Consider the following 15,477-nt stretch of genomic DNA (forward strand, 5'->3'; position numbering starts at 1 on the left):
CTCTTGATTACCTTTTAAAGATTTTGAACGTCCTTTTTCCCTTGTTCGTGGATAGGCTAATCAAATAATGGTTACCTGGATAAGGACGTAAATCAATCCTGTACCTGGTTTTTCCGATTTTTTCCAGGTCTGGTTCTAGTCTTATCCGTTGGTCCTGGCTTATAAGCTCCGCCTGGAGTACCTCTTCTCTTTCATCAAAATGAACAAAGTCCGTTGTTGGGTTGGGAAAGGGAAGTATGGTTTCAATGACCTGAGTATTGGAGACGCGGATTACTTCGGAGTAGCTGCTTTGCCCGTCCCGGTCTACCTGCCGGATCCGGTAATAGCTCCAGCTGGACTCAAAAGTGCTGTCCATAGCCTCGTATTGTACCTTTCCATTGGTTACTCCCCCAGACGGAATCTTTTCTTGCAGCTCTTTCCATGAAAAACCATCTGAGGACCGCTCCATGACAAAATGGCTCGTGTTTTTTTCCTGAAGAGTTACCCAGCTCAGGCAATTATTATCCCCGCAAGCTTGTCCCTCAAAACTTCCCCAACGCAAGGGCAAAAACAAACTCACCAATTCGTAATCGAAATCCATTGTATTTCCTCCAGCTTCTTCGTAATATTCCATCACCAGATCCAATTGATCCACGCCATCCGGCACATCGAATTGCGCCGTGTACTCCTGAGCTGTACTACCACCTGATTCCCATTGTCCGGAGAGCATCCAGGTCGTTCCTCCATCCAGGCTTAGCCTAAACCCATCATCGGCACGAATGGCAAAATTCAGCGTGCCTGGCTCTACATCAAGTCGCATCTTATACCGAATTGAAAACCGGTCTGTTAGAAAAGGACAACCGTAATCAGGAGTAAAAGTAACCGGCGAGGAAGGCAGTCCGTTGTAATCAAAATCCTGGACTAAAACCGCATTTTCTGTTACCCGGCCTAAATAATTTTCGGAATCAAAGTTTTTAGCACCGGAATACACATGACCTATCCATTCGTTGGTACCATAGGCTGACTGATCCAGGTCCTCGATCACACTGATAGTAACTTCTAACACGTTGGAAGAAAAGGTATTTACCAGTGTATTTCCCTCGGCATCCAAAGCCGTATTTTCTGCCTTTCTTCTATAATACCGGGTACCGGTCCAGGCGTTTTCAGGAATAGACTCATCGTAGGCAGGGATATCATAAGTCAATCCGGCAGCACCGGAAATGGATATCCAGTCTGACTCCGAGGGATTTTCTACACTGGTATATTGCCATTGATAGGTGGGCACGGTTCCTTCTGCAAAAACAGCAGGACCCAGGGATTCGAAAGGCTCGGGATCAGGTGCTATCCCGCAATAAGAGCGGACACCGGTTTCATTTCCAGCATTGCGAACCTCCCCCGGACCAAAATAGAGCTCAAAATTAAAACTCAACCGGTTGTTTCCCTCCTTTTCGTAAAAGTGCAAGTCCATCCAGATAGATTCCCCACCATCAAAGGGAATGTAATAGTTTCTTATATTTTGATTGTAGACAAAATTGTAATACCCATCACTCCCATCCTTGTACCAGTTGTCATGTGCCACAGGGTCTCCATTAACGTCCGGAGTAAGATCGGAAGTACTCCCATTTTCAAACATCCTGAAAAAAGATCCGTCATCACTTCCAACACTGACCTTGTAAATACCAGGCTCATCTATTGTCTTTTTACTCCTCAAAATCACTCCAAAGTTAGATAGCTGGGTATCACAGCCCCCTGCCACTGTCTGACTCGTTCCCGTAGGAAAGAAATCAGAATCCCTACTGTCCCCATCTATGCTGTAATCCGAAAACCGGGAATCGAAGGCAAGTCCGGTGGTGGACAAAAAGTGGTTTCCATCTCGAAGTAAATAACCTTTGTATTTACGGTCTGCACCGGAAATTCCTGTAAAATTCCTGTTCCAATCACTTTTTGGCTGGTAATCCGGAGATAGTTGAAAAACATAGCCATCCCAATTGTCAGCGGGTCGAACCCAAGGTTTGGTGAAATTGGCGGGTAGGGTGCCCTCACATGCCAACTGTGCCTGACTTTGTACAAAACTGCCCATGGAAAGGCAAAAACCAATAATAACTGAACGGGATAGATTCCCGATTTGCTGTCTAAATCCTCTCATAACCCTCTATTTTAAAAAATGCTTTTTACTAAAAGCGTTTATAATGCTGTCAAATACAATATTATATATTCAAAATTGATTTATCAAGGAAAGTGGAGAAAATTTATCTATCTTATGTGTTGTAAAGCAGGGGTTTAAGTGGATTTCTTTATGTCAATCCGGCTATCCAGCCATGGTTTTATTTGAAGAAATTGTTTCCACTTGGCATACCTGGTAATATCGTGGATTTCCTGAACCTCTTTAAAAATAGCTTTTGCCTTAGATAAATTCCCTTTCCGGTAGGCATCAAAGGCATAGGGCAGGGAGGCGAAGGCCCGCTGTTCTTTTAAGTCTTCTTCAATTTGCGATTCTTCCTGACGCTGCAAGCTAAAATTCAGGCTGTCCTGACTAACCTTTACGCTTTGCATGCCAATAGGTGCTTTCAATACCAATCCTTCCAGATTCGTACAGCGACTTAGGGCTACATATACCTGCCCTGCTTCAAAAGATCGCCCAATGTCTACGATGCATTTATCAAAGGTTAGGCCCTGACTTTTATGAACCGTGATGGCCCAGGCAAGTTTGAGAGGAAATTGGGTAAACTTGCCAATCACTTCCGCATCCACTTTTCCTTCCTTATCATTGAATCGGAAATCCACATGTTCCCATACCTCTCTTTCCACTTCCAGAAAAGCGCCGGCATTGTTTTCCACCACCACTTTGTTCTCATGCATCTCAACCACCTTTCCGATCATACCGTTATAGTAATTCTTTTCCGGATTATTTTTCATGAAAATCACCTGTGCGCCTACTTTGAGGGTCAGGTCTAAGGGGTCAAAGGGAGCCATGGAAGGAGGAAATTCCCCTTCCATGGAAGCGGGATAGGTCCGCACCGGAGATTCCAGCAGGTCCAATTTTTGCTGATTAATACGAATTATAGAATGGTTATGTGTCCCCAGCATGATGTACCCCTGATCCAGCAGATCAAAATGATATGATGAGGCCCTCTTGTTCAGAAACGCGATGTCATCAAAGGTATGCTTACTTTCGCGGATTCGGTTTAGTAAATTTTTAAAGACCTCGTCCTTTTGCCGGTAAATTTTTTGCAAGGCTATATGGTAGGGCCTGAGCTGTTGAAATGCATGAGAGCTGAAAAAAAACCGCGTTTGATAGTGGGCAGATAAAAGCGACCAATCGTTTTCACGGACTACGGGCGGCAACTGAAAAGGGTCTCCAATCAATAATAATTGGACTCCACCAAAAGGCAAGTGCCTTTTTCTCCGAAATAAGCGTAGAATCTGGTCCAGGACATCCAACAACTCTACCCGGACCATGGATATTTCATCGATGACTAGGAGGTCTAGGTTTTTGATCAGGCTTAGTCTGCTCTTGTTATACTTGAACGTATCAAATATAGATCCATTTGGACCGGTGGCTTTGGGCTCCAACCGGGGATCTCCGGGCAAAAACAATTGCCGGGGATCAATCTTAAAAAAGCTATGGATGGTTTTGCCTTTCGCATTGATGGCGGCTACCCCGGTTGGTGCCACAACTACCGTGTTTTTTGAGGTGTTGATCCTTCTCAAGGTATGTAGAAAGGTCGTCTTTCCAGTACCTGCCCGACCTGTTAGAAACAGAGATTTATTGGTATATAATGCTATTTCCAGTGCCTGAATAAAGGGCTCGTTTGACATGTCCAAACCCTTTGCTTCAAATTCCTGCCTGAAAAATGTTTTCAAAAAAGTCATTGGCCCATTTCATTTATTTGTTGCTTAAAATTATAAATAAATAAACCTGTTTCGTATATATTCTGCCTAAATTGGAAATAATAATGTACAATCCCTGCTAACTTAAAATTACAACTCCCATGGAACTGGCCCTAAACCTGACCAAAATTTTCCTTGCCTCCCTTTGTTTGTTAGCTGTTGCAGCTAGCATATTAAAACTAGGCCATTGGTCGGTAAGAATGTTTGATTTCCCAAGGTTACAGCTGCTGGCTATTGCCTTCGTTACCATGGTTCTGTTTTTTATTCCGTCCCTAAATACCGATCCCTGGAGTTTAGGCTTGCTGGCGGGAGTCGTAGCAAGTTTTATATTTCAGGCTTTCAAGATCTATCCTTATACTTTCTTTGGAAAAAAAGAAGTTCGGGTCGCAAAGGAACATTCCCGGGAAAATGAAATTTCACTGCTGGTTAGTAACGTCTATACGCCAAACCGGCATGTAGAAAAACTGATCGCACTGGTAAATCGGTACCAACCCAACCTGGTCTTAACCCTGGAATCTGATGAATGGTGGGGAAAGCAACTGGAAATCATCGAAAAAGACTATCCCCAGCAAGTCAAAATTCCTCTGGACAACCAATATGGAATGCATTTATATTCCAATCTTCCTTTGGACAACATCAAAGAGCTATACCTGGTGGAAGACGATATCCCCTCCATACATGCCGAGGTAATCCTGCCGTCCGGAAGAAAAGTACAAATACATTGTGTTCACCCGGAACCCCCCAGCCCTTCCGAAAGTGACAGTTCTGTGCCTAGGGATGCCGAATTATTAATTGTCGGTAAAAATGTAAAGGATGCCGATTTACCGGTATTGGTTTTCGGTGATCTGAACGATGTGGCCTGGTCCCGGACTACCCGCCTGTTTCAAAAAATCAGCGGTTTGCTGGATCCCAGAAAGGGCCGGGGATTTTTCAATACCTTTCATGCCAAATACCCCGCCCTTCGCTGGCCACTGGACCATATATTTCATTCCAAGCATTTCCTTTTGACAAAAATCAAACGCCTTCCCTCCATTTCATCCGACCATTTCCCCATGTATGGCCGGTTTCAACTTGCACCTGAAAACGAACAAGAAAACCAGAAAGAAAAATTAGATAAGGAAGAAAAGGATTGGACCCAAGAAACCATCGATCAGTCCAATCCAAACATCCTTACTATTTGAACTATGCTATGGGAATAAATTGTCTGAGGTAATTTCTTGCTGTCAGAATGGCCATTTTTACGTCCTCCGGGGATTTTTCAAAGGCCTTGTCTTCCACCTCGATACAACAGGGTCCTCTATAGCCTACATCTGTTAATGCCGCAAAAAACCTTCCCCAGGGAACATCTCCCAGCCCCGGGATTTTTGGGGAATGGTATTCCAGTGGATTGGCCAGAATGCCAACCCTGTTGAGCTTTTCGGGATAGAGTTTCACATCTTTCAGGTGGATGTGGTGTAGTCGGTCCCGAAACTCGTACAAGGGTTGTACCGGATCCATTTGCATCCATACCAGGTGGGAGGGATCGTAGTTTAATCCAAATTGAGGGTCGGGTATGATTGAAAACATTTTTTCCCAAATGGCAGGGGAAATGGCCAGGTTTTTACCCCCAGGCCATTCATCATTGGTAAAAAACATGGGACAATTTTCGATCCCAATACGAATCCCCTTTTTTGAAGCGTGCTTCACTACCGCCGGAAATCGCTCAGCAAACATTTTCAGATTGTCATCCATGTTTAGCGAGGGGTTTCTCCCTATAAAAGTGTTTACCACAGGTATCCCCAGCTTTTCCGCACCGTCGACGACGGCCTTGATATGGGATAAGGCAGCTTCTGCTTTGGATTCATCCGGATCCATGGGATTGGGATAAAATCCCAATCCGGAAACAAACACCTTTTTTTCCCGCTGGTACTCTCTTATGTGGTTAATTTGGGCGGTATCCAGTTGGGCTACATCAATATGAGTCACCCCTGCATACCGTCTTTCTGCCTTTCCTTTTGGCCAGCACATCATTTCTACACAAGAAAAATCTTCTGCAGCGGCAAAATCAATCACTTCTTCAAAACTTTTTTCCGCCAGAATGGCGCTAACAAATCCTAATTTTAGCATGTAAATAACTTTTAAAGTTTAGAAAGTATCTCACCTGCCTTGTCCAGGATCTCATCATCCTTGGCAAAGCAAAACCGAAGTAATTTATCGTCCTTTTTGTCTTTGTAAAACACGGAAACCGGAACGGAGGCCACCTTTATCTCTTTGGTCAGGCGTATGGCCAGATCATAATCATATTCGTCGGTAATTTCCCGGTAGGAAACAATTTGAAAAAAACTACCTTTCGACGGCGTAAAACTAAACCGGGATGCCCTGAGGGCTTCATTAAAACGATCTCGCTTCTTTTGATAAAAGGCGCCCAACTTCTCGTAGTGCTCCGGAAGTTTTAGAAAATCTGCTAAGGCATATTGCATGGGGGTGACCGTGCTAAAGGTTATGTATTGGTGAATTCTCCTGAATTCTTTCGACAGGGCTTTGGGGGCCAGGCAATAACCGATCTTCCATCCGGTGGTATGATACGTTTTTCCAAGCGATCCACATACGAAGGTCCGCTCCTGCAGTACCGGATGCGTCATCATGGAACGATGAATTTCACCGTCAAATACGATGTGTTCGTATACCTCGTCACTGATGATATAAATATCCGTATCCCGAACAAGCTCTGCCAGGGAGTCCAGGTCGCTTTTGCTAAATACCGTTCCAACCGGGTTGTGGGGCGTATTGACCATAATGGCCCGAGTCTTAGGAGATATTTTTGCCTTAACTGCCTGCCAGTCTATTTTAAAATCCGGTGCATCCAGCGTGACATAGACAGGAACACCCCCATTCAGATCGATGGCCGGGACATAGCTGTCGTAGGCTGGTTCCAAGACGATCACCTCATCGCCGGGATGAACTACGGCGGTCACGGCACAAAAAATGGCCTCCGTTGCGCCAGAGGTAATGGTCACCTCGGTTTCCGGGTCGTAGTTCACTCCATAGACAAGACTGGATTTTTCAGCCAGGCTTTCCCTGAACGCAGGCACCCCGCTCATTGGAGCGTATTGATTGTAGCCATTTTTTACATAATGGCTAACTAGTTCACTTAGCCTGGGAGAACAGTCAAAACTCGGAAATCCCTGTGATAAATTATGTGCTCCCTCTTTGGTAGCCAAACCGGACATCACCGTAAAAATAGTGGTGCCCACATAAGGCAATTTGGAGGGTAATTCCTTTTCTTTTTGCATAAATAAAAAAGACCGGAAATTGCCTCCCGGTCGACTGATGGTACAACTAAATTTAAAATGATTCCAATCCGGCTGCCGCAATGATCCCGTCCTGAGCAGATGTTACTCCGCTAACGCCAATGGACCCAATCACCCTATCACCGTCTCTTATGGGCAAGCCCCCTTCCACAGCTACAACACCGGGCAGGCTGATGATGTGTACGTTGCCGGATTTGACGGCATCTTCAAATACTTTTGTGGGTCTTTTGAATTTCAGCGCCGAGGTGGCTTTTTGAATGCCCACATCCACACTCCCAATTTGAGTTCCATCCATTCGGCGCAATGCTACCAAATGGCCTCCTGCATCCAGAATGGCGATGACCACATTCCAATTGTCTTGCCGGGCTCTGGACTCTGCAGCATCGGATATCCGCTGGGCATCCTCAAGGCTGAGTAACCGAGTTGTCTCCTGTGCATGGACAGAATAGCTGAGACAGAAGACCAGTACTACCCAGATTGATACTATAAGTTGCTTCATTATCGTGGTTTTTTTAGGTTGTAAATTGGTGTTGTCTTAAATATAAAGAAATAATGGCTATTCTTAAATTTTTTATATTTGAGAATCGACTCAAACGGACAAAACCATGAAAATTTTTCAAAAAGAAATCCGATTACCAGCCTATAAAAGAGGCTTTCACCTCATTACAAGGGAGGTTGTGGATAACTTCCCCGAAATGAAAAATATAGGTTCCGGCATGCTCCAGGTCTGGATCAAACACACCTCCGCCGGGTTAACCATCAATGAAAATGCAGACCCCTCTGTCCGTCAGGACTTTGAAACGTTCACAAACGACTTGATTCCAGAAACTTACCCACACTTTGTCCACACCTATGAAGGGGCCGATGATATGCCTGCGCATCTGAAAGCAAGTATTTTTGGCTCTTCAGTGCAAATTCCCATTTCCGGGGGAAAACTTAACCTCGGAACCTGGCAAGGAATTTATTTGGGAGAATTCAGGGATCATGGTGGTTCCAGAAAACTCGTCCTAACCGCATTCGGAACCTGAACCTGTTTTTTGCCTCTCAAACAAAGGCCTGAACCTGTTTTATTTGTTTTATCCACAGCTTTATCCACAAGCTTCCTAGGTATTTGGAAGGGAAATACCTTTCACCCTACGGTAAAGCGAAAGGGCGTATTTATCGGTCATCCCGGATACAAAATCCATTAATCCCCGAAGTATGGAGTAGGCGGATTGCGGACCTGATAGCACCAATTGGTCCGGAAGCAAGCGCAAAATACTTTTATTTTGACCCGAAAACCTTTCCTTTAAAAAATGATGGTGATACAACGCCTCTCCAAAGGTTTCCAATAACCCTTCCAAGACCTGATATCCGGCGGCCTCCTTCTCCAACACCGGCTGCGAACGGTAAATCTTCTCTACAGACAAAGCACTGATAGCGCTCAATGCCGCAGCTGAGGGTATGCAATCTGTAAGGGCCTGGTCAAATTCCCCGATCAACAACAGCGACTCTTTTTCCTGGAACACCTTATCGGTCTCTTCAATAAGTTGGTTGATGGCCATGGCTCTGAGAATGGCCAACTTTTGTCGATTCGCAGGGTATTTTTCCAATTTCTGAGCAGAAAACCTATCCCCAATTATCGCTGCCAGCAGCCCAATGGTTTCCTCCAGGGAAACCAAACCCATGGTACAGCCATCCTCCAGGTCAATGATGCTGTAACAAATATCGTCTGCCGCCTCTACCAAAAAAGCAAGTGGATGCCGCATCCAGCAATTAGGAGCCAGGAGTGGAATGGCCATCATTTCCATCAACTCAGTATAATCTGCTAAATTACTGGTAAAAAACCCGAACTTTTTCTGGCTGCGCCGCTTTTGGTCTTTTGCTGAAGTCCAGGAGGGTCTCGGGTATTTGGTAAAGGCAGCCAAGGTAGGGGGAGAAATATAAATTCCGTTATTACGGTCCATTAGCATGCGATAGCCCTGCGCATTTCCTTCAAAATGCGTCAAATCTTCCCATTCCTGACGGCTGCAGTTGCTCTCCCAGCGTTGTCCTTTGGGGTGAAAGCGGAAAAAATCCGAAATGGCTTCTTCACCGGCATGCCCGAAAGGTGGGTTGCCAATATCATGGGCCAGGGCTGCAGCAGCTACTATCCCACCGATATCAAAAGGTTGCAGTTGCTTCGTTTTCAATTCCGGATACTTTTCCAATAGAAAACTTCCGGCAGATTTTCCCAGAGAACGGCCCACACTGGATACTTCCAGACTATGCGTCAGCCTTGTATGGACGAAATCCTGCTCGGGCAGGGGAAATACCTGAGTTTTAGCCTGCAGGTTCCGGAAGGGTGATGAAAAAATGATTCGGTCATAATCCTTTTCAAATTGACTGCGTTGCTGCCCAGCTTCTGAAGCGTGAAGTCCCTCCGGAACGATTAATTTTTCCCAATTCATCATATGCTGCCAAAAATACAAAGCTCTCGTATGGGGAAAAAGAAAACTTTTCTATTTCCAACCCCCGCCCAACGCACGATACAGATCCACCACAGTGAGAAACATTTCGATACGGGTATTGGTTTTACTCAACTCAGCCTCCAATACCCTGGATTGGGCGGTAATCACTTCGAGATAGGTGGCATAGCCTCCACGAAATAATTCATTGGAAGTAGATACAGCATTTAATAATACTGCTGTTTCTTCGTCACGGAGGCTATACACCGTCCGGAGGTTTTCGATGCGCTGCAGTTTATTCATTACTTCCTGATAGCCGTCCAGTATTCGTTGCTGGTAGTTATATAACGCAATTTTATTGGATGATACTGCCCGATCAAAACCTGCCTGTATTTTATTTTGCGCAAAAATCGGAGCAGTAAGCCCGCCCAGCAAACCAATGGTAAGCCCGCCAGGCATTTTCAATGCAGCCGGAAGACTTCTGTCGTTTAACCCCACATAGGGTGTAAAACTAAAGGAGGGCAAAAACTCTTTTCTTGCTGCCTCCACATTGAAGTTGGCGGCACGAAGTTCGTGTTCCGCCTGCTGAATATCCGGTCTTCTCAACAGCATGTCGGAGGGGAGGCCCACATCCATGGCATAAGGCAATTTAATCTCCAGCAAGGAGGAGGCCCTGGCAATGGGTTGCGGAAATCTTCCAAGTATAAAATTCAGGTAGTTCTCTGTTTCCAGAATCTCTTGTTGCTTTTCAATGGCCAGACTTTTGGTTGAAAGTAACTGGGCGGAAAACTGCTGCACGGCCAATTCAGTGGCTCTTCCGGCCATCTTCTGAATTTTAATCAACTCCAGCGCCATCTCCTGAAATTCGATATTTCGCTCAATGGTCTCCAATTCAATGTCCATACCCAATAGCTCGTAATACAATTTGGATATTTCCGCAACCAAGTTGGTCACTACCAAATGGCGCCCTTTTTCAGTGGCCAAAAATTCTTCAAAGGAAGCTTCTTTCCTGTCCCTGAGCTTTCCCCAGACATCTATTTCCCAGGTGCTTTGAAAACCGATAAAATTATTTTCAAGGCGGTTGACAACATTTCGGTCACCATTGATTGTTCCGCCCAACAAATTGGGACGAATGTCACCTGAACGATACCGAACGATGCCATCCATAGTTGGATAAATGGCTCCTTTACTAATCCGAAATTGGGTGCGGGCAATTTCGATCCGCTCCAAAGCGGTTCGAAGGTCCAGGTTTTTCTCGAGTCCTTCGTCTATGAGCCGAACGAGATTGGGATCGTTAAAAAAGGCTTCCCAGGAAATATCCCCTATACTGGAGGAATCCGTTATATCCAGAAAAGCTTCAGGCAAAGGCTCCATCACAGGTAGTGTCGGAACCTCAATGCTTTTGCAAGAATATACCAGAGCCAGGGCACAGGTGATTATAGCAAGGCGTGTGTAGGACTTATTACGTAAAAACATGGAATTTCAGTGGTTCAATTATTCGAAAAAGATACCGGTGCCTCCTCTTCTTTCACGATTATTTCCGGCTCGGAATCAATTTTTTTAAAGGTAAAATGGGCGAAAATCACATACAGGCCGGGAATGACGATTAACCCGAAAATGGTCCCAATCAACATCCCTCCGGCTGCCGCCGTACCGATGGATCTATTCCCAAGGGCACCTGCCCCCGTAGCCATGGCCAGTGGCAGCAGACCTGCTATAAAAGCAAATGAGGTCATTAAAATTGGCCGGAGCCTGGTGACGGCACCTTCTACTGCTGCCTGAATCACCGAATGTCCGGCATCCCTTTTTTGAATCGCAAATTCCACAATCAATATGGCATTTTTACCTAACAGTCCGATCAACATGATCAGTGCCACCTGAGCATAGATATTGTTTTGCAATCCAAGCACATACAATGCGAAAAAGGCGCCGAAAACGCCAATCGGTAGCGATAAAATCACCGGAAGGGGTAATAAAAAGCTTTCGTATTGCGCCGACAAAATAAGGTAAACGAACAAGAGACAGATCAGGAAGATGACAATGGCCTGGTTTCCGGAACCCACCTCTTCCCTGGACATGCCATACCAATCGTGACTATAGCCCTGTGGTAGTTTTTCTGCGGTGATTCGCTCTATGGCTGTGATGACATCCCCACTACTATAACCTGGAGCGGCCGATCCTTTGACGGTTGAGGAATTGTACATATTAAACCGTGTCAGTTGTTCCGGTCCATAGGCTTTTTCCATGGTAAGAAAGGAAGAAATGGGAACCATCTCTCCCACATCATTTTTTACTTGCAAATTCATGACATCTTCCGGCCTTGCACGATATTGAGGTCCTGCCTGAAGCATTACATCGTACATCTGCTCAAACCTAACAAAGTCGGAGACGTACATCCCTCCCAGTAAAATCTGCATGGTACTCATGGCTTTGGCTATGGTGACCCCATTCTTTGCGGCCATGTCCTGGTCTATGTGAACCAGAAACTGAGGAAAGGTGGGATCAAAATCCGTGAAAGCATTGTTGATTTCCGGTGCTGCTTCCAATTCTTTTATCAAATCGTTGGTAATGGTGGCCAGCCGGTCAAGATTGCCGGTACTGGTTTGATCCAGTACCTTCATTTGGAAGCCACTGGAATTACCGAAACCCGAAACGGTAGGAGGCAAAAAGAAATCAATTTTGGCATCAGAAATCCCTTGGGACAAGCTTCTGAACTCGTTCAAGGTTTCCTGTATAGGCAGGTCTTTTCTTTCATCCCAGGATTTTAGATTGACCATAGCCATGCCGTAAGAAGCACCTGAGAGTCCGTTTCCAAGGGAATAGCCAGCCAAACTGGAGACCGATTCCACCGCTTCGTTGCCTTCAAGCTTTTGAATCAATTCGTCAAGCACTTTCTCGGTTCTTTCCACTGTCGCCCCTACCGGAGTAGTTACATTTACATAGACCATACTCTGATCTTCGGTAGGAATAAAACCGGTAGGCAGTATTTTGCTGATCCCCCAGGTGGCTACAAAGAAACCTACCAATATTAAGGTTGTAATCCCTCTTCTGGGAACGAGATAGGTAATGTATTGGTAGTATTTGCTTTCAAAGAACGAATAAGTGCGGTTAAACCGGTCAAAGAACCCCTGCAAAATTGTTCGCTTTTTTTCCTTCCCGTAATGATTTTGCAAGAGAATGGCACAAAGCGCCGGGGTAAGGGTAAGGGCATTAATTCCTGAAATAAAGATGGCAAAAGCAAGGGTGAGCGAAAATTGCCGGTAGAAGATTCCCACGGGCCCCGACATGAAGGCCACCGGAATAAACACGGCAGACATCACCATAGTAATGGCAATGATGGCTGCGCTGATTTCTTTCATGGCAGCAAAGGTGGCCGCTCTTGGTGCCAAACCTTCTTTTTCCATTTTAGCATGCACGGCTTCTACCACCACAATGGCATTATCCACCACAATCCCTATGGCTAATACCAGGGCGAATAAGGTCAGCAGGTTGATGGAAAAACCCAACCACTGCATGAAAAACAAGGTACCGATCAGGGCAACTGGTACGGCCAACGTCGGGATCAGTGTAGACCGAAAATCCTGAAGGAAGATAAAAACAACGATAAAAACCAGAATAAAGGCCTCTACCAAAGTCACCAGTACTTCCTGAATAGAAGCGTCGAGAAATCGGGAAACGTCATATGAAATCTTGTAATCCATCCCTGCCGGAAATGTATTGTTTTTTATTTCCGCGACCTTCTTTTTTACGTTGGCGATCACTTCACTTGCATTGGACCCTGGTCGTTGGATAACCATGACCGAGGCTGCCGGCCTGCCATCCAATTTGGCAATTCTTCCATAATTCAGGTTTCCAAACTCGATATCTGCAATATCCTTTAAGCGAAGGATGGATCCATCGGAATTGGCACGGATGACCAAATTTTCGTATTGCTTGGGTTCAGAAAACTTACCCGTATACTTCAATACGTACTGCAGCATTTGCATGTCTTTACCCGAGCTGATACCCAACTGTCCCGGAGCTGCTTCTACATTCTGATTACGAATGGCCTCCACTACGTCATCTGCGGATACTTTATAAGCCGTCATCCGGTCCGGTTTCAGCCAGATTCGCATGGAATAATCCTTTGTACTCATGATCTCCGCCAGACCGACGCCGTCCACCCGTCGCAATTCCTGAAGTACATTCAGATCGGTAAAATTATATATAAATGCTTCGTCTAAAGAGGGGTCTTCGCTGGCCACATTAATGTACATGAGCAAGCCCTCCACTTGTTTTTCCACTGTGACGCCTGCCTTAATGGCTTCCTCGGGCAATTCATTCACCACTGTAGAGATTCGATTTTGTATCTCTACAGCCGCAAGGTCGGGGTCGGTTCCCGCTTCAAAATAAACCTTAATAATAACCGTTCCTCTATTACTACTTACAGAGGTCATGTAAGTCATACCAGGCACCCCGTTGATCACCTTCTCCAATGGGGTAGCAACTGTTTTAGCCGCCACTTCCGCATTTGCTCCCCGATATTTGGTTCTTACGGCCACTGAAGGAGGCGCAATGTCCGGAAATAACTCTATGGGAAGCGTGAAAAAGGACAATAAACCCAAAAGCACAAAGAATAGGGAAATGACCAGGGATAATACCGGACGCTTTATAAATAAATTGAACATGACTGATATCGCTTAACGGGTCTGCACTACTTCGGCTACTGCATTATTTTCCTCTATCGATTCGGTAGCTGCATCTTCAGTAGCTACGATCTTTGGCTGTATGGTCATCCCGTTTTCAATGTTTTGAATGCCTTCAAATACCAGGCTTTCGCCTTCTTCCAATCCGGACTCAACGATGTAATAATGAGAAAACCTCGCCCTTGGGATAAAACTTCTCATCTCTACCTTGTTGTTTTCGTCCACTACATAGACAAAACTCCTGTCCTGAATTTCAAAAACTGCCTTTTGGGGAATAATGATGGCATTCCGAACCCGGTTGGTCAGAATGATTTTTCCGGTAGATCCATGCTTAAGGATTTTACTCGGATTAGGAAACCGGGCTCTAAAAGCGATGGAACCAGTATTGGCATTGAACTCGCCCTCCATGGTTTCAATCATTCCCTTAAATGGATAGGGGGAACCATCGGCTAAAACCAGTTCTACCACATTATTTTCTGCCGTTTCGTCCTTGGCCTTAATGTATTCCAGGTATTCACGTTCCGACACATTGAAATACACGTGAACCGAACTGACATCAGATACGGTGGTCAGTAAGCTACCTTCATCGATCAAACTTCCGGTACGCAGTGGAATCCTATCCGTAATACCGTCAAAAGGAGCGCGGATTTCCGTATAAGACAATTGCACAGCTGCATTGGCCTCGGCAGACCTTGCTTCTTCTATTTTAGCCATTACGGCATCGTATTTTGCCCGGGTCAGGTTCAGCTCGGATTCTGAGATCACGTTGTTGTCTACCAAAATCTTCAACCGCTCCACCTCAAATTGCATTACCTTTGCTTCTGCCTTAGCACTTTCCAGGTTGGCCTTGGCTTTGGCCAGGTCTGCTCTGTACTCCTGATCATTGGTTTTGAAAAGAATCTGACCCTTCTTTACCTGCTTCCCTTCATCCACAAATACTTTTTCCAGAAAACCTTCTACCCGAGCCCTTAATTCCACATTTTGGATGGCTCTGATATCGGCTACGTAATCCCGATGCAAAATGGTGTCTTTAGCCACTACCTTAATTACCGGAAACTCTCTGATTGCCGAATCACTTCTTTTCACTTGCCTTTTTTCACTACATGAAAAAATAATACTGCATGCGGAAAGAAAAAAAACGATTCCGACACCTTTTAATTTACTTCTTTTCATTACAAATTCTCCTACGATAAACTTACACACCCA

11 protein-coding genes are annotated in these 15,477 nt (G+C 45.2%); 2 read left to right on the forward strand and 9 right to left on the reverse strand.

Features of this window, described 5'->3' with window-relative positions:
- Positions 1-7: 7 nt before the first annotated feature.
- Positions 8-2,125, reverse strand: coding sequence for a hypothetical protein (locus tag GKS34_RS11785; RefSeq protein WP_163385030.1), 2,118 nt, complete (start codon positions 2,123-2,125; stop codon positions 8-10).
- Between the two features lie 134 nt (positions 2,126-2,259).
- Positions 2,260-3,852, reverse strand: coding sequence for an ATP-dependent DNA helicase (locus GKS34_RS11790; protein WP_163385031.1), 1,593 nt, complete (start codon positions 3,850-3,852; stop codon positions 2,260-2,262).
- A gap of 119 nt (positions 3,853-3,971) precedes the next feature.
- Here GKS34_RS11790 and GKS34_RS11795 point away from each other — a divergent pair, with 119 nt between their 5' ends.
- Positions 3,972-5,051, forward strand: coding sequence for an endonuclease/exonuclease/phosphatase family protein (locus GKS34_RS11795; protein WP_163385032.1), 1,080 nt, complete (start codon positions 3,972-3,974; stop codon positions 5,049-5,051).
- Between the two features lies 1 nt (position 5,052).
- On the opposite strand, the gene GKS34_RS11800 is transcribed toward GKS34_RS11795, so the two are convergent.
- Genes GKS34_RS11800 through GKS34_RS11810 form a run of 3 tightly spaced genes read right to left on the reverse strand, consistent with a single transcriptional unit; the run spans position 5,053 to position 7,659 of the window.
- Complete coding sequence (locus tag GKS34_RS11800) at positions 5,053-5,976, reverse strand: sugar phosphate isomerase/epimerase family protein (RefSeq protein ID WP_163385033.1); 924 nt, start codon at positions 5,974-5,976, stop codon at positions 5,053-5,055.
- A gap of 11 nt (positions 5,977-5,987) precedes the next feature.
- Complete coding sequence (locus GKS34_RS11805; RefSeq protein ID WP_163385034.1) at positions 5,988-7,142, reverse strand: methionine aminotransferase; 1,155 nt, start codon at positions 7,140-7,142, stop codon at positions 5,988-5,990.
- A gap of 52 nt (positions 7,143-7,194) precedes the next feature.
- Positions 7,195-7,659 carry a GlcG/HbpS family heme-binding protein gene (locus GKS34_RS11810; protein ID WP_163385035.1) on the reverse strand — a complete coding sequence of 155 codons (465 nt, stop codon included), beginning with the start codon at positions 7,657-7,659 and terminating at the stop codon, positions 7,195-7,197.
- Positions 7,660-7,765: 106 nt separating this feature from the next.
- Here GKS34_RS11810 and GKS34_RS11815 point away from each other — a divergent pair, with 106 nt between their 5' ends.
- Complete coding sequence (locus GKS34_RS11815) at positions 7,766-8,188, forward strand: secondary thiamine-phosphate synthase enzyme YjbQ (RefSeq protein WP_163385036.1); 423 nt, start codon at positions 7,766-7,768, stop codon at positions 8,186-8,188.
- A 75-nt stretch (positions 8,189-8,263) separates the two neighbouring features.
- On the opposite strand, the gene dgt is transcribed toward GKS34_RS11815, so the two are convergent.
- From dgt to GKS34_RS11835, 4 genes are read right to left on the reverse strand one after another with little or no spacing between them, the layout of a single operon-like run.
- Positions 8,264-9,592, reverse strand: coding sequence for a dGTP triphosphohydrolase (gene dgt, locus GKS34_RS11820; protein WP_163385037.1), 1,329 nt, complete (start codon positions 9,590-9,592; stop codon positions 8,264-8,266).
- Positions 9,593-9,640: 48 nt separating this feature from the next.
- Positions 9,641-11,062, reverse strand: coding sequence for a TolC family protein (locus GKS34_RS11825; protein WP_163385038.1), 1,422 nt, complete (start codon positions 11,060-11,062; stop codon positions 9,641-9,643).
- Positions 11,063-11,076: 14 nt separating this feature from the next.
- A complete protein-coding gene (locus tag GKS34_RS11830) occupies positions 11,077-14,253 on the reverse strand; it encodes an efflux RND transporter permease subunit (RefSeq protein WP_163385039.1) in 3,177 nt (1,058 codons plus the stop codon).
- Positions 14,254-14,265: 12 nt separating this feature from the next.
- On the reverse strand, positions 14,266-15,444 hold the full coding sequence (locus GKS34_RS11835; RefSeq protein WP_163385040.1) for an efflux RND transporter periplasmic adaptor subunit: 1,179 nt from the start codon (positions 15,442-15,444) through the stop codon (positions 14,266-14,268).
- Positions 15,445-15,477 lie beyond the last annotated feature (33 nt).

The organism is Cyclobacterium jeungdonense (assembly GCF_010994275.1).
Classification (GTDB): Bacteria; Bacteroidota; Bacteroidia; order Cytophagales; family Cyclobacteriaceae; genus Cyclobacterium; species Cyclobacterium jeungdonense.